Source organism: Streptomyces sp. LBL, assembly GCF_029893585.1.
Lineage (GTDB): Bacteria > Actinomycetota > Actinomycetes > Streptomycetales > Streptomycetaceae > Streptomyces.
This window is the reverse complement of the sequence record NZ_JARXYX010000047.1, coordinates 42,359-66,109: the sequence shown is the minus strand read 5'-3', so window position 1 is coordinate 66,109 and position 23,751 is coordinate 42,359. Positions and strand designations below refer to the sequence as shown.

3 protein-coding genes (1 of these 3 running past the window's edge) are annotated in these 23,751 nt (G+C 69.7%); all 3 read right to left on the bottom strand.

The features are described from left to right. The coding region (locus tag M2271_RS38510; RefSeq protein WP_280892115.1) for a hypothetical protein at positions 1-409 on the bottom strand (409 nt) is incomplete at its 3' end. 403 nt (positions 410-812) lie between these two features. Continuing rightward, positions 813-1,676: a type VII secretion system-associated protein gene (locus M2271_RS38505; protein ID WP_348539228.1), complete on the bottom strand. Its 864-nt coding sequence runs from the start codon at positions 1,674-1,676 to the stop codon at positions 813-815. A gap of 170 nt (positions 1,677-1,846) precedes the next feature. Further along, positions 1,847-23,751: the 3' end of a hypothetical protein gene (locus M2271_RS38500; protein WP_280892114.1), read on the bottom strand. It continues 40,615 nt past the right edge of the window; the window shows 21,905 of its 62,520 coding nt (coding positions 40,616-62,520); the start codon falls outside the window, past its right edge — the gene reads right to left on this strand; it ends in the stop codon at positions 1,847-1,849.

Here is a 23,751-nt window from a genome sequence, read left to right as displayed (position 1 = left end):
CCGCGACAATCCCCGGCACAGCCTCCGGAGCCCACCACGCCAAAAACGCGATCTGGGCAGCCATCCACGCCAGCGTCAGCAGAAGTATCTTCTTGGAGTACTGGACCTGCAACGCCATGTTGTTGCACGAGTCCGCCAACTGGTCCGCCGCCGTGGCCACATCCGGCAGAGCCTTCAGCATCTGCTCCAGATACGCCTCGAACGCATCCGCCGTCGCACCCGAGATCCCCGACTTGACCTGCCCCGCAACCGGACCGAGCTCCTGCACGACCGCACGGATCTCAGCCGCGAACTCCCTGTGCGCCGTCTCCAGATCCCACAGATCACCCTCCATCGCCTCCGGCCACTCACCACCAGCCAGCGCGGAGACCCACTCCAAGCCATGCGGCAGGACGATGCTCGCGGTCATCTCCGGCCGACCCGTCTACGAGCCAGAATGCGAAAAGGTCACGTTCGCGAACGTAGGCTCCGCCGACGACCACCGATCGATCACACTTCAAACGCCCGGCGAACAGGCCATGGAGCGCAAGGAAACGGGGCGACCGGGGTCCGGACCGCCGGCCAAGGCACAACCGCGCCGTACCAAGGCCGCGGCCCCCCAGAACGCCCCGCACAGTGAAACCGGGCGCTGCCCGCAGCGGTCTGGAACTCGCGACCTGCTGACGCCCGCCCCCGGGGAAGGAAGTGATGCGGCTCGGGCCTTCCCGGGGGATCTGCCCAAGGTGTCCGGGCAGATCGGCGCTCACGCGTCCTGCGGCTCCCGCTCGATCCGCGGGACCAACCCCCGCCGCCCGCCCCTCCTGGCCGGTCCCCTACTCGGCCGACCGGGTCCGCGTCGAGGTGGTACGTGGCACGGTGGCCCGCCGAGCCGGACGGCTCGGGGGCGCGGCGGCCTCCTCGTCGGTGTCGTCGCCAACGGCCTTGCTCTTGCCCCTGCCCTGTGCCGCGACCGCTTCAGCGGGCGCGGGCTCCTCCTCGGACTCCCGGGCGTCCGGGCCGGCGAGCGCCGCGCGCAGCATCTCGGTCTCCAGGGTCATGCTCACCGGCGCCGAAGGGTTGAGGTAGAGCAGGTGCCCCTCGGGCAGCCGGTCGAGCAGTTCGGGTATCGGCATCAGTTCGAACGCCAGGCGCCCCGACGTGTGCAGATAGACCGGCGAGGTGAACACCGGCACGATGGCGGTCTTGCCGTCCGGCGCGGTGGCGGGCAGCGGGTCACCGGAGGGGGTGACGAACACCGCTGCCTCCGGCAGGGCGGCCAGCGCCTCCGTGACGTCCTCGCCCGGCCCGTACCCGGTCGCGGCCAACTGCACCGCGGCGTCGACCTTGTCGGCGGGCTCCGGCCAGCCCAGCGCGGTGGGAGAAGGCTTGTAGTCCTCGTTGTCCCGCCACTCCACGATCTCGCCCTCCGGGCTGGACCGCCACTGGCCGACCACGGCCCACTCGGGGGGTGCGGCCTCGCCGCGCCAGGTCGGGTCGACCATGCCGAGCCAGTGGTCGGGGGCGAGCCGGGCGGCCTCGCGGATCGAGTCCGGAACATCCGGCATGTTCTCGGTGGCGCCGTCGATCTGCTCGACGGCTTCGTCCGCGCCCTCGCTCACGGCGGACCCGGCCACCGGTTCCCGGTCATCGGACTTCGCCGGGGCGACGCTTTCGCTCGACTTCGCTGTCTTGCTCACTGTGCATCCTCATTCGGTAAATCGAAGGTGATTCGGAGAAAGGCCGGGAAAAACACTTGTTGACGGTACGTCCTCAAGTGAGAGAGTCGACGTAGCGGCCGCTGCTTCACAAGGCATCAATATGCGGAGTGGCGAGCATATCGAATTGTTGTCCATCCCTCGGGGGAAGGTCATGGACGGTCGTTCAGTCTCTGGCGGATTTCGCCGGGCCCGAGCGGAAGGCCGGCGAGGTAGCGGTCGCCGTCACGGACGAGGACGGCGGGAGGCGTGGCGGCCGTGGTACGGCGGCCGTCTTTGATGCCTCCGTGGAAGTTCACCGCACCGTCCGGGCCCACCACGGCCACCTCGACGCCGAGGTCGCGGGCCACCACCGCCGAGAGCACATCCCCGAGCGAGCCGCCGCCCTCGCCCCCGTACGACGGGTCCCGCATCAGCAGGCGGAACTGCTGGACCGTACTCACCATGACCTCCGAGGACGGAAGCCCGCCGAGGAACGCGCCCTCGAATCGCTGATCGGGGGTCAGCGGCACACCGATCGCTGTCAGCAGGTCCACCGGGATGTTCCGGCCGCCGTCCAGCGGGGGCAGCGCGTCTTCGGGCACGTCCTTGTCCGTGACGTGCCGCTCCAGCCAGTCACGGAAGGCGTCGGACGTGTCGATCCCGGCGTCCCGCAACGCGTCGGGGGCCGCGTACCGGACGGTGAACAGCAGAGTGTCGGGCAGCCGGCCACCCGCCCCCGGCGACTCGTGCAGCGCCAAGCCCGTGCCGTCCAGTTCGGCGGCACGGGGGCCGGTGCGCCGGTACGCGCCGCGCGATGCGGCGGTCTCTGCGTGCTCGGCGTCTTCCGCGCCCTCAGCCGGAATCTCACGGGAGCGGTCGGTGTCGACAGGAGCGTTCCAGTCCTCGGGGGCGGGGTAGGAGGTGGCGTCCGGCAACTCCTCGGCTTCGATGCCCAAGGCGGCGGGGCGCGGGGGCAGTGAGGGCCGGCCCGTCTTCGGGTCGAACCCGAGCAGGATGGTGGCCTTGCCTTCGCCGTCCTCACGCAGGTGGATCACCGGCTCGCGACTGCCCGGCGCCAGGGTGACCGCCACACCGTCCTGCGGTATCCAGACCCGCTTGCCGAGCGCCATGGCGACATCGCCGGCCTGCCTGCCCTGGCGGCTGTTGGCCGCGTCGGCGAGGGGCAGCCGGTTCAGTCCCTCACCGCACTCCAGCATGATGACGTTCTCGACGCTGTCCAAGTCCAGGTTTTCGCGCATCTCCGCCAGGTCCGGGGGCGTCACGTCGCTCCCGTGCCGGCCATAGAACACGTAGCCACCCGAAATGAAGCGGTGCAGCGGCCAGCGGCCCCCCTCCAGGTTGCTGTCGCTGTCCCGCTGCCACTGCACGAGGTGCTTCACGTTCCGCAGTTCGCTGTACGGCGCCATGCGCCGGGCCCAGTCCGACGGCGTGAAGTGGAACAGCCCCTCGCCGCGACCTTCGTCGGCGACCCTGTGCCAGGCGGGACCGACGGCCCGGGGCGCGAGGTCCTCCGGGCCCACCGGAGCGGTGGCCGAGTCAGCGGGCGGGGCTTCGCGACCGTCCGGCTCCACGGCGGCCGGGTCCGCGGCGGCCGGGTCCGCGGCGGCCGGGTCCGGCGCGTCGCTTTCGCGCAGCAGAACGTGCTCGTAGGGCTCCCCGCCGGCGTCCTCGCGTATCTCGCGGGACACGACGTCCAGCCGCGCCGGCAGCCTGAACATCGTCCGGCCTCGTGCGGGGTCGAGGACGATCGGCGAGAGGTCGGAGGCGATGCCGGACTCCATGACCTCCAGCAGCCTTATCCGGCCGGCAGGCTTCGCGTGGCCGCCCGCGGGGACCGGGTCCTTCATGGCCGCCAGGCGGTTCGGCAGCGCCTCGTCCCCCTCCCTCACATCGACATGGGACAGCTCGCCAGGGGGCCTTTCGCCGGGTGCGCCGGTCAGCGGCTCCCGTTCACGGACCGCCCAGAACACGTTCTCGCCGGCGGGTGGCAGCCTGCGCAGCCCGTCGTAGGCCATCGCCAGGTGGAGCGGGATCTCGGCGAAGACCGTGTCGACCACCCGATCGACCGCGTCGAGCAACGGCTGACGGTGCCTCGCCCGGCCCTGACGGCTCCGTTCCGCGGAGATCTGCTCGGCGGCCTTGCGGAACTCCCGGTGCTTCATCAGCAGCAACGGGAACGAGGAGCTGCCGTGGGACAGCTGCCCCTCGACGATGGAGTGCAGCTCCTGACGCAGGGAGTCCTGGGTGGGCTCACCGGCGGTCCCGAACCAGTGGAAGATCGGCTTGTCCGGCCCGGTGTACAGACGGAGCGCCATGATGTGCGCCTCGCCCAGCCGGTCCAGGATGCTTCCTCCATGGCGCCTGCTCCAGCTCTCCGCTGCCCTCAGCCGGTCACGGTCCACGCGGGACAGGTCGCGGCTGTTCTCCCCTCCGCTCAGCACCTTGACAACGTCCCCGGGACTGCGGCCGTCGCCGGTCAGCCTGGGGGTGAGCCAACGGCGGGTGGCGTCACGGTACGCCTGGTGGTGCGGTGGGATCAGCGCGCCGGCCGGCCGCGGTGCGCCGGACGGTGGCGCGAAGGCCGAGTCCGCCCAGAGGTACAGGTGCGTCCCGACGCCCCGCGCGGCGACGGCGTCCAACACGTCGGCGTAGCCCACGTTGGCATGGACCGATGCCTCCAGCACCTCGTACAGCGAGTAGCGGGGGACCAGCCAGCCCACCATGGCCTTGCGGAAGCTCAGCAGTTGACTGTTGGCGGGGTCGACCAGCGCCGCATACTCCTCGAACAATTCCAGGGGCAGGTCGTTCGTCGCACGGGTGCGCCGGATACCGCGGGAGCGGTACTCCGCCAGTTCCTCGGTGGAGAGCGACTTGCGGTCGTAGCCCTTCACACGTTCGCCGGGCAGCGCCGCCCGGAAGAAACTGTCCATCAGCGCCGGCAGGTCCGCGCTCGACGAAGGCGGGGTGCCGGTGGCCACCTCCACGGCGTGCCGAGCGGCGTCGAGCGCGTCGAGGTCCAGCGTCAGCGTCAGGCCCAGCGCGGTCTCGTACTTCATGGCCCGGTCGGGCCACTCCGCCTTCGCCATCAGGCCGCTGAGGCGGTACCCCTGGCGGGTGAACGACGTGGGGCGCGGCGTCAGACCGGTCCGCCGCCGGGGCACGTACGTAGCGAACCTGGGTTCCGGGTTGTCGGGGGTCGGTTCGACCACGAGCAGCGGATCCCTCAGCACCACTCCCGAGACGGTCTCGGGGTCGTCGCCGCGGGGGTGCCTGACGCGGCCGGAGGCGCCACCGCTGACCCGCCCGCTCCAGTCGGCCAGCCCCTGTCCCAGCTGATCATCGGCATAGCATGCGATCAGCGCGAGCCGGAAGTCACTGGGTGCCTTCAGCCGCTTCGCGTAGCTGCCTATCTGGGGGATGCTCCCGACCTTCAGTCCATAGCGTGAGTTTATGGATATGGCGCCGTCCTGGTGGTGCAGGACGAGGGTGGCCGCTTCCCCGGGCTGCCAGGACAAGGCACGTGGCTGGTCCTCGACGACCTCACCGGATTGGCTCAGCTTCCCGCCGGTGCCAACGTAAACGTGGTAGGTGGTCGCCTGTGTTGCGGCGCGGAGGGGCATTTCAGCGCGGGCCCAGTCGAAGGCGGAGAGGAATGCCTCCCCGGCCGGCCTGCCGCTTGGTGTGCGCACCGTCCGGGGCATGTACTCGCGGTTCCACGCCGGCTCGGAACTCTCCGCGGGCAGCTGCTCGAGGGGGACCACCACATAGCTCTGATCGACGACGCGGGGCTTGCCGGGCCGGTGGTCGACAGCCTCCGGGTACAGGGCCATGCCCGGGTATCGGCCGGGGTCGGGGATGAAGGGGGCGACGACCCGCGGGACAGTGGCCTCGGCCACCTCGAACACCACCGGATACTTCACAACGCCGTGCTTCCGGGCCTTTTGGGCCTTCCGGAACAGCGAGGCCAGGACGGACCGCCGGTCGACCGATACGGCGGACAAGCGCAGCGTGGGGACAACGCCCCGGCTGTCGGCGTAAGTACGGGGATCCAGAGCACGGGGGTCGTCCAGCGCTCCGTCCGCCAAGAAGCCGAGGTATACCGGGCCGTTGACCGGTATCAGCAGCTCGGCCGCCTCGACGGCCAGCTCCGCGTACCCGGTCAGCTCCGGCGCCAGCTCTTCGGCCAGCGCGTTCGCCTGATTGACCAGCCGATCGCGCACCCGCTCCAACTCGGCCGCCCGGTTGGTCCCGCGCGGTGCGCGTTCCGCTGCCAGGAGCTTCGCGGCCTCCTTCAGCAGTTTGTCGAACCGCTGGTCCACGCGGAACACCAGCGGATACCGGCGCTCCTCCTTGCCGAACGCCTTCAATACCAGGTCGCGAGCCGCGGCCCTGAACAGCCGACGCGTCTCCGCCTCGTCCCACCGACCGGAGTTCAGCAGAGGTTCGAGCAGATGACGGTCGGGACCGCCGGCCAGATACAGGCCAAGCAGGTGTCCTGGCCTGAGGTTCTGCACCCCTCGTCCATTGAACAGGCCGTGTTGTTCCATCAACTCCATCATGGCGGCCCGGCGGGATCCGGCTGTCGTGTCCCCGGCGGCGCGGGAAGCGGAGGGCCGCGGCCGGCCCTCCAGTTTGGCCAGCTCCGCGGTCTCCTGGAGGCGTCGTTGAACCAGGGAAGGGAAGTGGCCCCATTGCTCCTGGAAGTACCGCTCGTGCGGCAGCCGCAGCATGGTGATGGCGTCCAGGGGCGAGGTGGTGGACAACCGGTCCTGGATCCCGGAGTCGTCCCACATCAGCCTGCGGGGAGCCAGCTGGGCTTCGCTCCAGGTGTGGAGCCGGGCCGCGTCGACCAGCGCGGGGGGATCCAGCTCATCGCGCACCCCGGCCTTGTCCAGCGCCGCCAGGACCTCCCTGAGCGACTTACGCCTCAGACCCCAGCCGATCAGCGCCAGCCGGAATTTCGCCACGGAACCATTCGGCATCTCCAGCATGCGGCGCACACGCATCAGATACGTGACGCTCTCGGCCGGGCCGTAGGTGAGCCGGAGGCCGTACCGGCCATGCAGAAGCGCACGGGTGGCGGGGGCGTGCGGCTCCACCGGGTCGGGCACGCCCGGCAGCCGATCCGGGTTCAGTGACGGCTTCTCGTCCCACAGTCGGCGCAGTGCCTCCGGATGCCTGGGGTGCGAGTAGGACGCCCGTGCGAACGCCTCCATACGCTCCTCGAAGGTGGCATCCGAGTGCTCGTCCAGCAGGCGCTCGAGCTGGTCGGCGGCGGACTCGGGACGCTCACTGCGCGAGAAGAGTCGCGCGGCGGTTTCCTCATCGAGGTGCCGCTTCACGTAGTCGTGCAGTGCCCGGAGCGAGTCCACCACCTCGAAGTCCAGCTCGCGGACGGCACGGATCACCTCGCCGAGTGTCTGCTCGTACTCCTCGCTCAGTTCGTCGTAGCGGCTCGGGCTGCCGTCGGGGTTGGGGCCGTAGAGGGCCGGGAAACGCGGCGGGAGGGTGGTGGCGTCTGCCAGGGGAGGGTCGGCCGTGGGGGCGTTCCAGTGCTCGGCGCCTGGGTACAAGGTGGTGTCCGTCACCTCCTCGGCTGGGATCCCGTCGGCGGAGGGCCGCGCGGGCAGGCCCGTCTCCGGGTCGAACGCAAGCCAGATGGTGGACTTGCCTTGCCTGTTCTCGCTCAGGTGGATCTCCGGCGCGTCACTGCCCCGCGCCTTGGTGACCGCCACACCGAACTCCGGTATCCACACCCACTTGTGAAGCGCCATGGCGACAGCGCCGGCCTGCCTGCCCTGACGGCTTCTGGCGACATCGGCAAGGGGCACCCCGGCCAGCCCGTCACCGCACTCCAGCATGACGACGTTCTCGACACTGCCCAAGTCCAGGTGCTTGCGCATCCTCTCCAGATCCGGAGCCGCCCCCTCACTGCCGTGCTGACCATAGAAGACGATGCCACCTCGGACGACCTGCTTCAGCGGCCACCGGCGGCCGATCCGGTCGCGACCGTAGCCCGCCCACTGCACGAAATGCTTTATGTTGCGCACCTCGCTGTACGCCGGCTTGCGCCGAGCCCACTCCGACACCGTGAAGTGGAACAGCCCATCCCCACGACCGTCGTTGGCGACCCGGAACCAGGCGGGACCGACAGCCCGGGGCGCGGGACCTGGCTCCGCCCGCGCGAAACGGCCCGCTCCCCCGTCCGCCCGACGGGACGACTCCCGCTCCTGGCGCGAGCGGCCACCGCGATCGCTCTCCCGGCGCGAAGACTTCCGGGACTCCTCCCTGCCGGAGCGACGGCCGTCCCGTCCGGCGGGTTCGGCCGGGCGCATCGGATTCGTCGCCGGGCGCCGCCCAGCCCCCGGCACCGGCCCCGGCTCCCGGTCCGGATCGGTGGCCCGAGGCGCGGGCCGGGCGCCACGACCATCCGGTTCCACGGTGGACGGCCCGAACTCCTCCCTTTCCCGCAACAGCACGTGCTCGTAGAGCCGGCCCCTGACATCACGACGTATCCGACGGGACACCACATCCAGCCACGTGTCCTGGCCGAACAACGTCTGACCCAGCCCGGAATCCCGGACCACCGGCGAAACATCATGGGCGCGCTGGGACTTGATGACCTCGAACAGCCTCTTCCCACCGGCGGGGTTCGCATGGCCACCCGCATAGATCGGGGACCTCATGGCCGCATCCCGGTTCAGCCGCGCCTCATGCAGCGCCGGCACCCGGACGACATCCAGCTCACCAGACGGCTCATCACCAGGCTCGCCGGTCACCGGCTCCTCTTCACGAACCGACCAGAACACGTTCGCACCCACCCCGGGCAACCTGCGCACCGCCTCATACGCCATCCCCAGATGCCACGGCATCTCGCCGTAGACATCGCCCAGCACACTCTCCGCCGCATCGAGCACCCGCCGGCGGTGCACCTCCAGATCCCGCCCCGTCCCGAACGCGGCGCTCTCCGCACGGGCGACCCTGTTGAACTTCTTGTACTTCATCAACAGCCACGGGAAGTCATCCTTCTGCCTGGAGAACAGGTCATCGATGACGGAGCGCACACCCTCGCGCAAGTCATCGACGGTCGGCCTGTCCACGGCCGTCATCCAGTAGAAGAGCGCCGCATCCGTTCCCCCGGTCACCAACTGAAGCGCCGTGATGTGCTCGTCGCCCAGCCGGTCCAGCGGATGCCCGGGGTGACGCCGACGCCACGCCGCCAAGGCGTCCAGCCGGTCCTCCAGCCCCCAGCGCGGGACATCCGGGCTGTTCGTCCTCCCTTCGAGCGCGTCGACAATGCCCTCGGGAACGAGGCCGTCACCGGTGACCTCCGGGAGGAGCCAACGGGTCCTGTCGCGGTACACGGCGACGTGCGGAGGGACCAGCGCACGGCCGGTCCGGGGCGCCAGCTTTCGGTCCGCCCAAAGAGAGAGATGCGTCCCGAAGCCCTTCAGCGCGACGACTTCCTCCACGTCGATGAAGCCCACCTCGGCTCGGACCGCGGCCTCCAGCACCTCATACAGCGAGTAGCGGGGGACCAGCCAGCCCACCACCGCCTTACGGAAGGCGACCAACTGGACGTAGCTGGGGTCGATCAGCTTTTTGTACTGCTTGAACAACTCCCGGAGCAGCGCGCTCGTCGCTCGGGTGCGCCGAATACCGGCTTCCTCGTAAGCCGCCTGTTCCTCCCCGGAGAGCGGCATCCGGTCGTAGTCCTCCAACCGTTTGCCGGGCAGGGCCCGCCCAAAGAACTGGTACATCAGTGTCGACAGGTCCGCGGAGCTCGAAGGCGGGGTGCCAGTGGCCACCTTCACGGCGTGCCAAGCAGCGTCAAGCGCGTCGCGGCCCCGGGACAGTTCCAGGCCCAGCCCGGTCTCGTAGTCCATGGCCTTCTCGGACCACTTCGGCTCCCCGGCCAGGCCACTGAGGCGATGGCCCCGCAGGGTGAACGACCAAGGGCGTGGCGCCAAACTGTTCCGGGGCCGGGGCGCGAACGCATCGAACCTTGGTTCCGGTACGTCGGCGGTGGGTTCGAGCAGGAAGGGGACCCGGTCCCTCACCCGCGCATCCGAAACGGTTCGGATCTCGTCCAACGGGTGCGTGACGAGGCCGGAGGCGCCTGCGGTCACCGACTCGCTCCAGTCGGCCACGCCCCGTACCAGCGGGGGAACGGCCTGGTGGGAAGCCGCGGCGTGGCACGCGATCAGCGCGATCCGGAAGTCGTCGGCTTTCCCCGCGGCGGGGGCCAGGAGCTCCTTCGCGTAGACACCCAACTGGGGGCCGCTCACACGCTTCGTTCCGGAGCGGGACGGTACGGTCCCGCTGACCCTGCTGTGCAGAACGAGGAGAGGGGTTCCGAGCGGCCAGGGCAGCGCGTGCGAACCGTCCTCGACGACGTCGACTTTTTTCCCTCCCATCCTCCTGGTTCCCTGGGAAATGTAGTAGCGGGTCGCCTGGGCGGCGGCGCGGAGAGGGATATCGGCGTCGGTCCAGTCGCTCAGGGATGCGAGGAATCCGCCGGCCGGCCTGCCGCTTGGTGTGCGCAGCACCCGGGTCATGAACTCGCGGTTCCACGCCGGCCCGGAACTTTCCACGGGCCGCTCCCTGAGGGGAACCACCACATACCTCTGGTTGGTGCTCTCGTCGCGCTCCACCCGGGGCTTGCCGCGCTGGTAGGCGACAGCCTCCGGATACAGGGCGAAGCCCCGGTCCTCGTCAGCGTTGCGAATGAAGGGGGCTATGACCCGCGCTCGGGTGGACTCCTCCACCTCATAGAGCACCGGGGGCTCCCCACGGCCGTTCTCCCCGGCCCCCCGCAACACTTCGGTGAGCACGGACCGCCGGTCGGTCGACACGTCATCCAAAGGACGCGCCCCGTTCACCAACGTGCGCAAGTACACCGGCCCACTGACCGGCATCAGCAACTCGACCGCCTCGACAGCCAGCTCCGCGTACCCGATCAGCTTCGGCAGCAACTCTTCAACCAGCACTCCCGCCAGATTGGCCAGCCGATCCCGCATCCGTTTCAAGCTGGTCCGGCGCGGTGCGCCCTCCGGTGCCCGAAGGTCCACGGCCTGCTCCAGCAGTTCCCCGAACCGCGAGTCCATACGGAAGACCAGCGGATACCCGTGCTCTTCGTGCTCCGCCTTGTCGAACGCCCGCACCACCAGCCTACGAGCAGCGTCCCGGAGCAGCCGAAGCGTCTCCGCTTTATCCCGCCGGCCGGAGTCCGCCAGGGGCCGCAGCAGGTGGCGGTCCGGACCGCCGGCCAGATACAGGCCCAGCAGATGTCCGGCCCTGACGTTCCCCACACCGTCATCGGTGCGCTGGTGTTCCAGCAACTCCATCAAGGCGAGGCGGCGATACTCACGGGTCGCATCCGTGCTGACGCGGGGATCGGCGTAGTACTCCGACCCGCCCTCCAGGTTGGCCAGCTCCGCGATCTCCCCAAGGCGTTGTCGCACCGGGAAAGGGAACCGGTGCCACTCCTCCCGGAAGTACCGCTCATGCGGCAACCGCAGCAAGTCCCAGACGGACGCACTCGAACCCAGGGGGGAATCGGCCGTGGACTCGCTCGTGAGCATGCGGCGGGGATTGAGCAGGGAGTCGCTCCAGGCATGGAGCCGGGCCGCGTCGACCAGCGCGGGGGGATCCAGCTCATCGCGCACCCCGGCCTTGTCCAGCGCCGTCAGGACCTCCCTGAGCGACTTACGCCTCAGACCCCAGCCGATCAGCGCCAGCCAGAAGTACCTCTCGAGGCCGTCCGGCATCTCCAGCATGAGGCGCACGCGCATCAGATACGTGATGCTCTCGGCCGGACCGTCGGTGAGCCGGAGGCCGTACCGGCCATGCAGAAGCGCACGGGCGTCGTCCGAGTGCGGCACTACCCGGTCGGGCACACCCGGCAGCCCATCCCGGTTCAGCGACGGATGCTCGTCCCACAACCGGCCCAGCGCCTCCGGATGCCTGGGGTGCGAGTAGGACGCCCGTGCGAACGCCTCCATACGCTCCTCGAAGGTGGCATCGGAGTGCTCGTCCAGCAGGCGCTCGAGCTGGTCGGCGGCGGACTCGGGGCGGCCGCTGCGTGCGAACAGGCGGTCGGCCTTCCTCTGGCCGATGTGCCGCACGAAGTAGTCGTGCAGGCTCTTGAGCGAGAACACCAGCTCGAAGCGCACGCTGTAGACGCCGCGGATCACCTCGCCGAGTGTCTTCTCGTACTCCTCGCTCAGTTCGTCGTAGCGGCTCGGGCTGCCGTCGGGGTTGGGGCCGTAGAGGGCCGGGAAACGCGGCGGGAGGGTGGTGGCGTCTGCCAGGGGAGGGTCGGCCGTGGGGGCGTTCCAGTCCTCGGCGGCGGGGTAGGTGGAGCCGTCCGGCAACTCCTCGGCTTCGATACCCAACGCGGAGGGCCCCGGGGGCCGCGACGGCAGGCCCGTCTCCGGGTGGAACCGCAGCCAACTGCTGACCCGGCCCTGGCTGTTCTCTCGCAGGTGGATCTCCGGCTCGGCACTGCCCGCGGCCTTGACCGCCACACCGTTCTCCGGTATCCAGACCCACTTGCCCAGCGCCTTGGCGACATCGCCGGCCTGCCTGCCCTGCGGGCGGCCGACCGCGTTGGCGAGAGTCAGCCCGTCACCGCACTCCAGCATCACGACGTTCTCGACACTGTCCAGGTCCAGGTGCTTGCGCATCCTCTCCAGATCCGGAGCCGCCCCCTCACTCCCGTGCTGACCATAGAAGACGATGCCACCTCGGATCACCCGCTTCAACGGCCACCGGCGGCCGAACCGGTCGCCGTCACTGTCGCGCATCCACTGCACGAAGTGCTTCGCGGCGTGCACCAGCTTGTACGGCGGCTCGCGCCGGACCCACTCCGGCTGCGTGAAGTGGAACAGCCCGACGCCGCGACCCTCATGGGCGATCCGGTACCAGTTGGGGCTGGCGGTCCGGGGCGCGGGCCCGGCCTGCGTCGGCGCGGACCGGCCCGCCTCCGTGTCCGCCTGGCGGGCCGGCTTCTGCTCACGGGACGCGCGGCCCTGATCGGTCTCCTCCTTGTGCACCCGGGGCTCGCGGGTTCCCTCCCTGCCGGAGCCATGGCGGTCCCGCCCGGCGGATTCGGCCGGACGCTCCGCCCTCCCCGGCACCGGCTCCGGGGCCGCCGGACCAGTGGCCCGACGAGCGGGCCGGGCGCCTCGACCCTCCGGTTCCGCGGTGACCGGCCAGAAATCCTCCCTTTCCCGCAGCAGGACGTGCTCGTAGAGCTCACCGTCGGCGTCGCGGCGTATCCGGCGGGACACCACGTCCAGCCACGTGGCCCGGTCGAACAACGTCTGGCCCAAGTCGGGGTCGCGGACCACCGGCGAGACGTCACGGGCGCGCTCCGACTGCACGACCTCGTACAGCCTTTTCCGACCTGCGGGGTTCGAATGGCCCGCCAGGACCGGGCTCTTCATGGCCGCTGCCCGGTTCAGCCGCGCCTCGTGCCCCTCCGGCACCCAGACGGCGTCCAGCTCACCAGACGGCTCACCGCCAGGCTCGCCGGTCAGCGGCTCCGCTTCACGAACCGACCAGAACACGTTCTCGCCCACACCGGGCAGCCTGCGCACCCCGTCATGGGCCATCCCCAGGTGCTGCGGGAGCTCGGCGAAGACCCGGTCCAGTACGCTCTCGGCCGCGTCGAGCACCCGCTGGCGGTGCACAGCCAGATCCTGGCCCGTCCCGTACGCGTCGATCGCCGCACGGGCGGTCGTGTTGAAGCTCCCGTACTTCATCAGCAGCCGCGGGAACTGGATGCTTTGTCTGGAGAACAGGTCATCGATGACGGAGCGCACGCCCTGACGCAGGAGGTCGACGGTCGGCCTGTCGGCGGTCGACATCCAGAAGAAGAGCAACCCGTCCGTTCCTCCGGTCACCAGGTGGAGCGCCGTGATGTGCCCGTCGCCCAGCCGGTCCAGCGGATGCCCGGAGTGGCGCCCGCGCCACGCGGCCAGGGCGTTCAGCCGGTCCTCCAGCCTCCTGCGCGGGACATCGGGGCTGTTCGTCCTTCCTTCGAGCGCGTCGACAATGCCCTCGGGAACGAGGCCGTCACCGGTGATCTCCGGCACGAGCCACCGGGTCCTGTCACCGTAAACGGCGGTGTGCGGAGGGAACAGCGGACGGCCGGTCCGGGGCGACAGCTCCTGGTCCGCCCAGAGGTACAGATGCGTCCCGGCACCCTGCAGCGCGACGACTTCCTCCCCGTCGAAGCCCACCTCGGCTCGGACCGAGGCGTCCAGCACCTCGTACAGCGAGTATCGGGGGACCAGCCAGCCCACCATTGCCTTGAGGAAGGCGAGCAACTGGGCGTGGGTGGGTTTGACCAGCTCGTTGTACCGCTGGAACAACTCGATGGGCAGTTCGGCCGTCGCTCGGGTACGCCGGATACCGACCTCGTCGTGAGCTGCCCGTTCCTCCCTGGAGGGCGGCAGCCGATCGTAGTCATTCACCTCACGGCCGGGCAGGGCCGCGTAGAAGAACCGGTGCATCAGTGTCGGCAGGTCCGCGGAGCGCGAAGGCCGGGTGCCAGTGGCCACCTCCACGGCGTGGCGCATAGCGTCGAGGTCCCGGCTCAGCCTCAGCCCCAGCTTGGTCTCGTACTCATAGGCCCGGGCGTCCCACTCGTCCTCCTTGACCAGGCCGATGAAGCTATGGCCCCGCTTGGTGAACGACCAGGGAAGCGGCCCCCGCCGGGTCCGCGGCCGGGGCTCGAACACGTGGAACCTGGGCTCCGGGTGGTCGGGGGTGGGTTCGAGAACGACCAGCGGGTCCGTCAGCTTCGCCCCCGAGCGAGTTTGGACACGAGGGCTGTGAATCCGGCGTGTAGACGCAGGGTTGACTCCGCCGGTGGCGGCAGTGCTGACACGCTCGCTCCAGTCGGTCATGGTTTGTGCCGCGGTCCCCGCGAAATCGCATGCGATCAGCGTGAGCCCGAACTCGCCGGGGATCTTCATGTCGTGCAGAACACGCTTTGCCCAGCTACCCACCTGGGCGGGGCTCGCACTCTTCATGCCGTAGCGCGACGGGGAATCCATGGTGCGCGAGTTGGAGTGCGCGGAGAGGTAGGCCGTGTGTCCGGGCCGCAGCGGCAGTGCGCGTGCCCCGGTGACGACCCAGCTGCCGTCCTTCGCGGTGCCGGTCTGGACACGGTAAGTGGTGGCCTTCTTGGTGAGGTCGCCCAAAGCGGTTCGGCGGTTGACCCAGTCGCTCGCGGAATGCAGTGCCTGCCCAATCGGCGTGCCCTTTGATGTGCGCATCGTGTGGGCCGCGAACTCGCGGTTCCACGCCGGCTCGGAAACCTCCGCGCGCCGTTCCTCGAAGGGCAAGAGCAGATACCTCTGGTAGGTGCGCTCGTCGCGCACCACGCGGGGCGTGCCGGGCCAGAGGTCGACAGCCACCGGGTAAAGAGCCATTCCCGGGTGTCGGTCGAGGTCGCCGCTGAAGGGAGCGACGACCCGGGCGACATCGGATTCGGCCACGACCCCCAGCACCGGGATCTCCCCCGGCTCCACGTCCCTCCGGAACAGCCAGGTGAGGACGGACTCCGGGTCGACCGACACGGCGGACAGGCGCGGCAGATGGAGAACGCGCTCGCCGAGGCCATGGCTACGGGGGTCGTCCATCTGCCCGTCCGTCAAGAAGCCGACATACACCGCCCCGCTGACCGGCATCAGCAGCTCGACCGCTTCGACGGCCAGCTCCGCGTACCCGGTCAGCTCCGGCAGCCGCTCCTCGACCAGCGCGACTGCCCGATCGGCCAGCTGTTCCTCGTTCCGCTTCGAGCTGTTCGGGCGAGGTTCGCCTTCCGCTGTCCGAAGCTGCGCGGCCTCCTCCAGCAGTTCGCCGAACCGCGGGTCCATACGGAAGAAGTGCGGGGGCGCGTCCTCGCCGGGTGCCTCCACCACCCACTTGCGGACCTCGTCCTGGAGCAGCCCGAGCGCCTCCGGTCCGTCCGGGTGCGCCAAGCGCTGTTCCAGCAGGTGGCGGTCGGGACCGGCGGCCAGATACAGGCCGAGCAGGTGTCCGGCCCTGATGTTCTGTATCCCGGCGGAGGTGCCCTGGCTTTCCCGCAACTCCATCATGGCGAGCCGGCGATGCCAGGTGGTCGCGTCCTCGGCGTCGCGGGGAACGGCAAAGGACAGCGGCCGGCCCTCGAGCCCGGCCAGCTCCGCGATCTCCGCAAGGCGCTGGCGGACCAGCGGAGAGAAGCGGTCCCATTCCTCCTGGAAGTACCGCTCGTGCGGCATCCGCAGCAGGCCCCAGGCGCGCGTACCCGGACCGAACAGGTCAGCGAGCTCGGGGTTGCCGTGGATCAACCTGTAGGGATTGAGCTGGGAATCGCTCCAGGTGTGGAGCCGCGCCGCGTCGACGAGCGCGGGGGGATCCAGCTCACCGCGCTCCCCGGCCTTGTCCAGCGCCGCCCGGAGCTCCGCCAGCGAGTTGTTCCTCAGGCCCCAGCCGATCAGCGCCAGCTGGAAGTACCCCGCGTAGCCGCCCGGTACCTTCAGCATGCGGCGCACACGCATCAGGTAAGTGACGCTCTCGGCAGGGCCGTCGGTGAGCCGGAGACCGTACCGGCCATGCAGAAGCGCGCGGGCGTCGTCCGAGTGCGGCACTACCCGGTCGGGCACACCCGGCAGCCCATCCGGGTTCAGCGACGGATGCTCCTTCCACAGCCGGCCCAGCGCCTCCGAACGCCTGGGGTGCGAGAACGTCGCCCGCGCGAAGGCCTCCATACGCTCCTCGAAGGTGGCGTCGGAGGTCATGTCCAGCAGGCGAGCGACCTGGCGGGCGGTGGACTCAGGACGCGCCCTGCGTGTGAACAGGCGGTCGGCATCATGGTGGCCGATGTGCTGCACGAAGTAGGCGTGCAGGGCCTTGAGTGACTCCGTCAGCTCGAAGTGCACGTTGTGGACGCTGCGGATCACCTCGCCGAGCGTCTGCTCGTACTCCTCGCTCAGTTCGTCGAAGCGGCTCGGGCTGCCGTCGGGGTTGGGGCCGTAGAGGGCCGGGAAACGCGGCGGGAGGGCGGCGTCGTCGGCCGTGGCGGACTCAGCCGTGGCGGACTCGGCCGTGGCGGACTCGGCCGTGCGGGACTCGGCCGTGCGGGCGTTCCAGTCCTGGGGGGCGGGGTACAAGGCGACGCCCGTCACCTCCTCGCCCGGGATCCCGTCGGCGGAGGGCTGTGTGGGCAGGCCCGTGACCGGGCTGAAGGCGAGCCAGATCGTGGACCGACCCCGCCCGTCCTCTCGCAGGTGAATCTCCGGCTTGTCACTGCCCGGCGCCAGGGTGGCCGCCACCCCGCCCGGCGGAATCCACACCCACTTTCCGAGCGCCCTGGCCACAGCGCCGGCCTGACGGCCCTGACGGCTGCCGGCGGCGGTGGCGGGGGTCAGCCCCTCACCGCACTCCAGCATGACGACGTTCCTGACACTGTCCAAGTCCAGGTGTTGGCGCATCTTCTCCACGTTCGGGGGCGTCACATCGCTCCCGTGCCGACCGTAGAACACGATGCCACCCTGGATGACGCGGTGCAGCTGCCACCGGCGGGCGATCCGGCTGCCGCGTTCGTCGATCGCCCACTGCACGAAGTGCACCGCATCGGCCAGCCTGCGGTACGGCGCCAGACGCGGCGCCCAGTCCTCCGGCATGAAGTGGAACAGCCCGACGCCACGGCCGCCGGGGGCGACCCGATACCGGGTGGGGCTGACAGCCGCCCGGGGCGCGGAACCCCTACGCGTCCGGTTGTCACGCCTCGCCCCCCGGCCCTCCGCACGGGCCGACCCCGACTCCCGGCGCGCTCGGCCACGATCGGTCTCCTCGTGCACCGAGGGCTTCCGGGACTCTCCCCTGTGGGAGGGGTGGGTCTCCCGCCCAGCGGTCTCGGCCGGCCGCATCGGATACGTCGCCGAACGCCGCCCGTTCCCCGGCACCGGCTCCGGCACCGGCACCGCGGGCGCCGGCCCGAACTCCTCCCTCTCCCGCAGCAGCGTGTGCTCGTAGAGCCGGCCCTTGGCGTCGCGTCGTATCCGACGGGACACCACGTCCAGCCACGTCTCCCGGCTGAACAACACCTGACCCAGCTCAGGACGGCGGGCGACCGGCGAGACATCGCGGGCCCGTTTCGACCCGATGACCTCGAACAGCCTTATGCCACCATGGGGGTTCGCGTGACCGCCCGCATAGAACGGCGACTTCCTGGCCGCTTCCTCGTTCAGCCGTGCCTCGTGCAGCGCCGGCACCCGGACGACGTCCAGCTCACCAGGCGGCTCATCGCCAGGCTCACCGGTCAGCGGCTCCGCTTCGCGAACCGCCCAGAACACGTTCTCACCCACACCGGGCTGCCTGCGCAGCGCCTCATAGGCCATCGCCAGGTGCCACGGCATCTCGCCTCGGACCGCGTCCAGCGCGCTCTCCGCCGCGTCCAGCACCCGCTCGCGGTGCACCGCCTCCGAGTCGGTCCCGTACGCGGCGATCGCCGCGCGAGCGATCCCGTTGAACTTCGTGTACTTCATCAACAGCCACGGGAAGTCGGCCTTCCCCCTGGCAAACAGGTGCTCGATGACAGAGGCCACGGCCTCGCGCAGCTCATCGACGGTCTGGTCGCCGGCGGTCATCATCCAGTAGAAAAGGGCCGCGTCCGTTCCACCGGTCACCAGTTGGAGGGCCGTGACATGCGCGTCGTCCAGCCCGTCCAGCGGATGGCGTCCGGGCTGACGCCGGCGCCACGCTTCCGACGCCTCCAGCCTGTCGCGCAGCCCCGTAAGGGGGACAATGGGGCTCGCCGTCCTTCCTGTGAGCGCGTCGACGATCCCCTCGGGAACGACACCGTCGCCAGTGACCTCGGGAACGAGCCAACGGGTGCTGTCACGGTAGACGGCGACGTGCGGGGGAAGCGGCACACCGGCCGGCCGCGGCCCGCCGGTCCGGGGCGCCAAAGCCCGGTCCGCCCAGAGATACAGATGCGTCCCGACACCCTTCAGAGCAACCGCTTCCTCCACATCGAAGAAAACCGCACTGGCGCGGTCCGAGGCATCCAGCACCTCGTACAGCGAGTAGTGGGGAACGTACGGCGAGGAGCGGGTGACCAGCCAGCCCACCACCGCCTTCCGGAAGGCCAGCAGCTGGGCATGACTGGGGCCGATCAGATCCTGGTACCGCTGGAGCAACTCCCTGGGCAGCACGGCCGTCGCTCGGATACGCCGGATACCGGCGTTGTCGTAAACCGCCTGTTCCTCCCTTGAGATCAGCATGCGGTCGTAGTCATTCACCTCACCAGGCAGGGCCGACCGGAAGAACTGGTGCATCAGTGTCGACAGGTCCGCGAAGCGCGAAGGCCGGACACCAGTGGCCACCTCCACGGCGCGCCCAGCGGCGTCAAGCGCCTCGCCGTCCCGGGCCAGCTCCATGCCCAGCCAGGTCTCGTACTCCAGGGCCCTCTTGGGCCACTCCGGCAACTTCGTCAGGCCCTTGAGGCGATGACCCCGCTGGGTGAACGACCAAGGGCGTGGCGCCAGACTGTTCCGCGGCCAGGGCTTGAACGTATCGAACCTGGGTTCCGGTTCGTCGGCGGTGGGTTCGAGTATGAACGCGTTCCGGTCCTTCACTCGTGCACCCGAGACGGTTTGGATCTCGTCCATCGTGGTCTGGACGGAGCCGGAGGCGCCTGCGGTGACCCATTTGCTCCAGTCGGCCACGCCCTGTACCAGCGGGGGAACATCCCGATGGGAATCTGCGGCGTGGCACGCGACCAGCGCGAGCCGGAAGTCCTTTCTGCCCGCGCCAGGGTCCAGCAACTCCGCCGCGTAGACACCTACCTGAGGGCCGTTCACATTCTTCATTCCATAACGGGACGGTACGGCTGCGCTGACATTCGCGTGCATGACGAGGAAGCCCACGTTCCCGGGCGTCCAGGGCAGCACGCGCGGCCGGTCCTCGATCAAGTTAACGGAATTCACTCTTTCACGGAGAACGTAATAGCTGGTCGTCTGAGTGACAGCGCGGAGATGAATGCCACCCTTGACCCAGTCGAATATGGATGCGAAGAATGCCCCGACCGGCCCACCGCTTGGTTTGCGAAGCACCCGGCTCATGAACTCGCTGTTCCACACCGGCTCGGAACTCTCCACGGGCCGTTCCCTGAGGGGAACCACCACATACCTCTGGTTGGTGCTCTCGTCGCGCTCCACCCGGGGCTTGCCAGGCTGGTAGGAGACAGCCTCCGGGTACAGGGCAAAGCCCCAGTTTTCGCCGGCGTTGCGAATGAAGGGGGCGATGACCCGCGCTCGGGTGGACTCCTCCACCTCATAGAGCACCGGGAGCTCCCCACGACCACCTTCCCCGGCACCCCGCAAAACCTCGGTGAGCACGGACCGCCGGTCGGTCGACGCGGCGTCCAAAGGACGCGCCCCGTTCGCCAAGGTACGCAAGTACACCGGTCCGTTGACCGGCATCAGCAGCTCGACCGCCTCGACGGCCAGCTCCGCGTAGCCGATCAGCTCCGGCAGCCGCTCTTCCGCCAGGTCTTCTGCCCGACGGACCAGCCGATCCCGCATCTGCGCCAGACGGTTCCGATGCGGTACGCCCTCCGCTCGAAGCTCCGCGGCCTCCCTCAGCAGTTCCCCGAACCGCGAGTCCATACGGAAGACCAGCGGATACCGGTGCTCCTCGTACACCTCCTCGCCGAACGCCTGCGACACCAGCTCGCGCGCCGCGTCCCGGAGCAGCCGAACCGTCTCGTCCTCGTCTTGCCGACCGGTGCCCACCAGGAGTTTCATCAGGTGGCGGTCCGGACCGCCGGCCAGATACAGGCCAAGCAGATGCCCTGTCCTGATGCTGTGCACTCCATCCTCGGTGCGCTGGTGTTCCAGCATCTCCATCAAGGCCACCCGACGACGAGTGAGGGTCGTATCCACGCTGAGGCGGGGATCGACGTAACGCCCCGCCAGGCCCTCCAGTCCGGCCAGCTCCGCGATCTCCGCAAGGCGTTGTTCAACCGCGGACGGGAATCGGGCCCATTCCTCGCGGAAGTACCGCTCGTGCGGCAACCGCAGCGAGTCCCAGGCGGGCGAACCCGGCTTCAGGGGGGAACCTGGCACGGACTCCTTCATGATCAGGCGGCGGGGAGCGAACATGGAGTCGCTCCAGGTGTAGAGCCGTGCCGCGTCGACGAGCTCGGGGAGATCCAGCTCATCGCGCACCCCGGCCTTGCGCAGCGCCGCCAGGACCTCCACCAGCGAGTTGCGCCTCAGACCCCAGCCGATCAGCGCCAGCCAGAAGTCCCCCACGGAGTTGTCCGACAGCTGCAGCACCCGACTCAAACGCATCAGGTAGGTGATGCTCTCGGCCGGGCCGTCGGTGAGCCTCAGGCCGTACTGGCCATGCAGACGCGCTCGAGTCCTGCGCGAGTGCGGCTCCACCAGGTCGGGCACGCCCCGCAGCCCTTCCGGCTTCAGCCGCGGCTTCTCCTTCCACAGTCGGCGCAACGCCTCCGGATACTTGGGGTGCGCATAGGCAGCCCGCTCGAACGCCTCCATACGTTCCTCGAAGGTGGCGTCGGAGAACTCGTCCACCAGGCGAGCGACCTGGGCGTAGTCGGACTCGGAACGCCTACTGCGTGCGAACAGGCGGTCGGCTTTCCGCAGGCCGATGTGCTTCTCGAAGTAGGCGTGCAGCACCTTGACCGATTTCGCCGCTTCGGTGATCAACGCGCTGGTGAAGGAAAGCGCTTCGCGGAGCGACCGCTCGTACTCCTTGCTCAGTTCGTCGAAGCGGCTCGGGCTGCCGTCGGGCTTCGGGCCGTAGAAGGCCGGGAAACGCGGCGGGAGGGCTTCATCGTCGGCCGTGTCATCGTTCCAGTACGCCTCCGGCGGGTAGGAGCGGTACGTCAGCGGCTCGGCGGCGGGCCCGGTGAGCGTGTCGGGGACCCGTTCGTAGCCGGGGACACCCGGCCGCACAGCGAAGAAGCCGGCGGCCTTGCCGTCCTTGTCCGCGTCGACGTGAATCCGGTCCTGCTCGTCGCCCTTCCCCGGGACGACCGCGACCCGGGAATCCAGCAGATAGACCGTCAGCTTCGTCCTGTTCACCATGGGCCTGAGCCGGTCGGCGGCGACGGCCAGCGACGCCGGCGTGGAACAGGCCAGCGCGGTGATCGACTTGAAGCCCGCCGCCGCCACCCGGGCCGCCATCCCCGCGACCTGGTCCACGAACCGCTCGACCCTGGCCGGGCCCCCGGCCCGAAGACCATGGCCCACCCAGAACGCGGTGGTGCCGTCGACGACCGGCATCCCGGCGTCAACACCCACGCTGTCAGTGCCGGACCCCTGCCACTGGGTGAAACGGATGAGATTCCGCAACCGTGGCAGCGCCGGGGACCGCAGCGCCTGGTCGACATGGTCGAAGAACGACTCCCCCATCCAGGCGCCCATCACGTCCGTGACGTCACGGGCCACCGGCTGACCGGCATGCTCACCGGACGGCTGGACGAGACGCAGCGCCGGCCACGGCAGCTCCGCCTCCTCCACCCGCACGGTGGGGTAGGACTGCCCGGCATGCTCCACCGGACGTACGTCGGAAAGCCGGCGCACCGATGTCGCGTGGGGGTAACGCACCTGACCGGGGCGGGTCGAGTGGGTCGACGTGTAGCCGGTCACGGAGCGGGCGGTGGAATCATCCATCTCGAAGATCACCGGCCGCGGTCCCTCATCGACGCGACCAGCCACCCGGCCCCACTCCTTCAGGGCCCACTCCCGGTCCGTCGTCGCAGCGTGGAACCGCGGCAGACCCCCGATGGGCAGCTGACCCACCCAATACACCGTTTGGTCCACCGGATCCAGCAGTTCCAGCGCCTCGGCGCCCATGCCCACATGCTCCGGCATACGAGGCTGCAGATCCCTCAGGATCTTCTCCAACTCGTCCAGCACGGGGGTCACGTCCTGGCTGTCCTTCGCCCTGGCCTCCTCCGCCACCTCGCGGAAGGGGGGGTAGGCCATCAGCAGCTCCGGGAACGCGAAGCCGCGTGCCGCGACCTCCTGGCTGACCCTCGCACGCAGCGCGGCGCCCCACCTCTGCCGGTCGATCCGGCCCCCGGTAGCGACCCAGGAGGCCAGCAGGCCCGCCTCGTCCAGCCGGTCGAGCATGCGCAACGCCGCCGTGTGGCCACGTCCCAGGCCGGACCGGGGCATTGCGTTCTGTTCCGTGAGGTGCGCTGTCCGCTCGGCGTACCACACCTCGTGCGGGAGCCTGAGCCGCTCCTGCAGCGCCGGGTCCGTGGTACGCGTGCGGGGCTGGAACAGGTGGTCGAGCTGCGCATAGAGCTCCACCGCGTCCCCGGCCAGCGCCGCACGCTCCAGGGCATCAGGGGGAAAGGTCGGCCCCTGGTCCATGGCCGGGAGCGAGGACAGGAGGATGTCGAAGAGGGAGTAGTCGGGGAGCCCGGCGATCAGGGCCTCGCGGAAGCGCGGCAAGTCCGCCACGGTGGCCTCCGGCAGCGCCAGGAACTTGTCCAGAAGCGTGGTGACCGCCGACCGCCGGCCCTGGACGACCGGGATGCCGCGCCCATGGTGGACCTGCTGGAAGAAGTCACCCTTCGTATCCACGGGGGCCCGACGGTACTGCTTGTAGGTCAGCACGTTCCTGGCGAACGCGTCGACCAGTTCACGGGTGTTCGGGGAGTCCTGCCGCAACACGTCCGACAGGGCCTTCCGGCCCTCCGTCCGCCACAGGTCCAGGGGGTCGGCAGGAGCGGAAATCTCACTGTTCAGCCAGCGAGCGGCGCTCAAGGCGAGCTGCCGCACCCGGATGTCACGGCCCATGGCCTCAGCGAAGGCACTCTCGTACTTGTCGGCCAGTTCCGGCCAGCGTGGATCGCGCTGCAACTCCGCACGCAAGCCCGTCACATGGCCCGCGACGTCCCGCCCCACCAGCCGGACACGTTCCGCCCACTCCACCCGGCTCCACGGCTCGGACGCCACCCAGTCAGCAGGGTGCTCGCCCGGGAACCTGAGCAGCTCCGTGCGGCGGC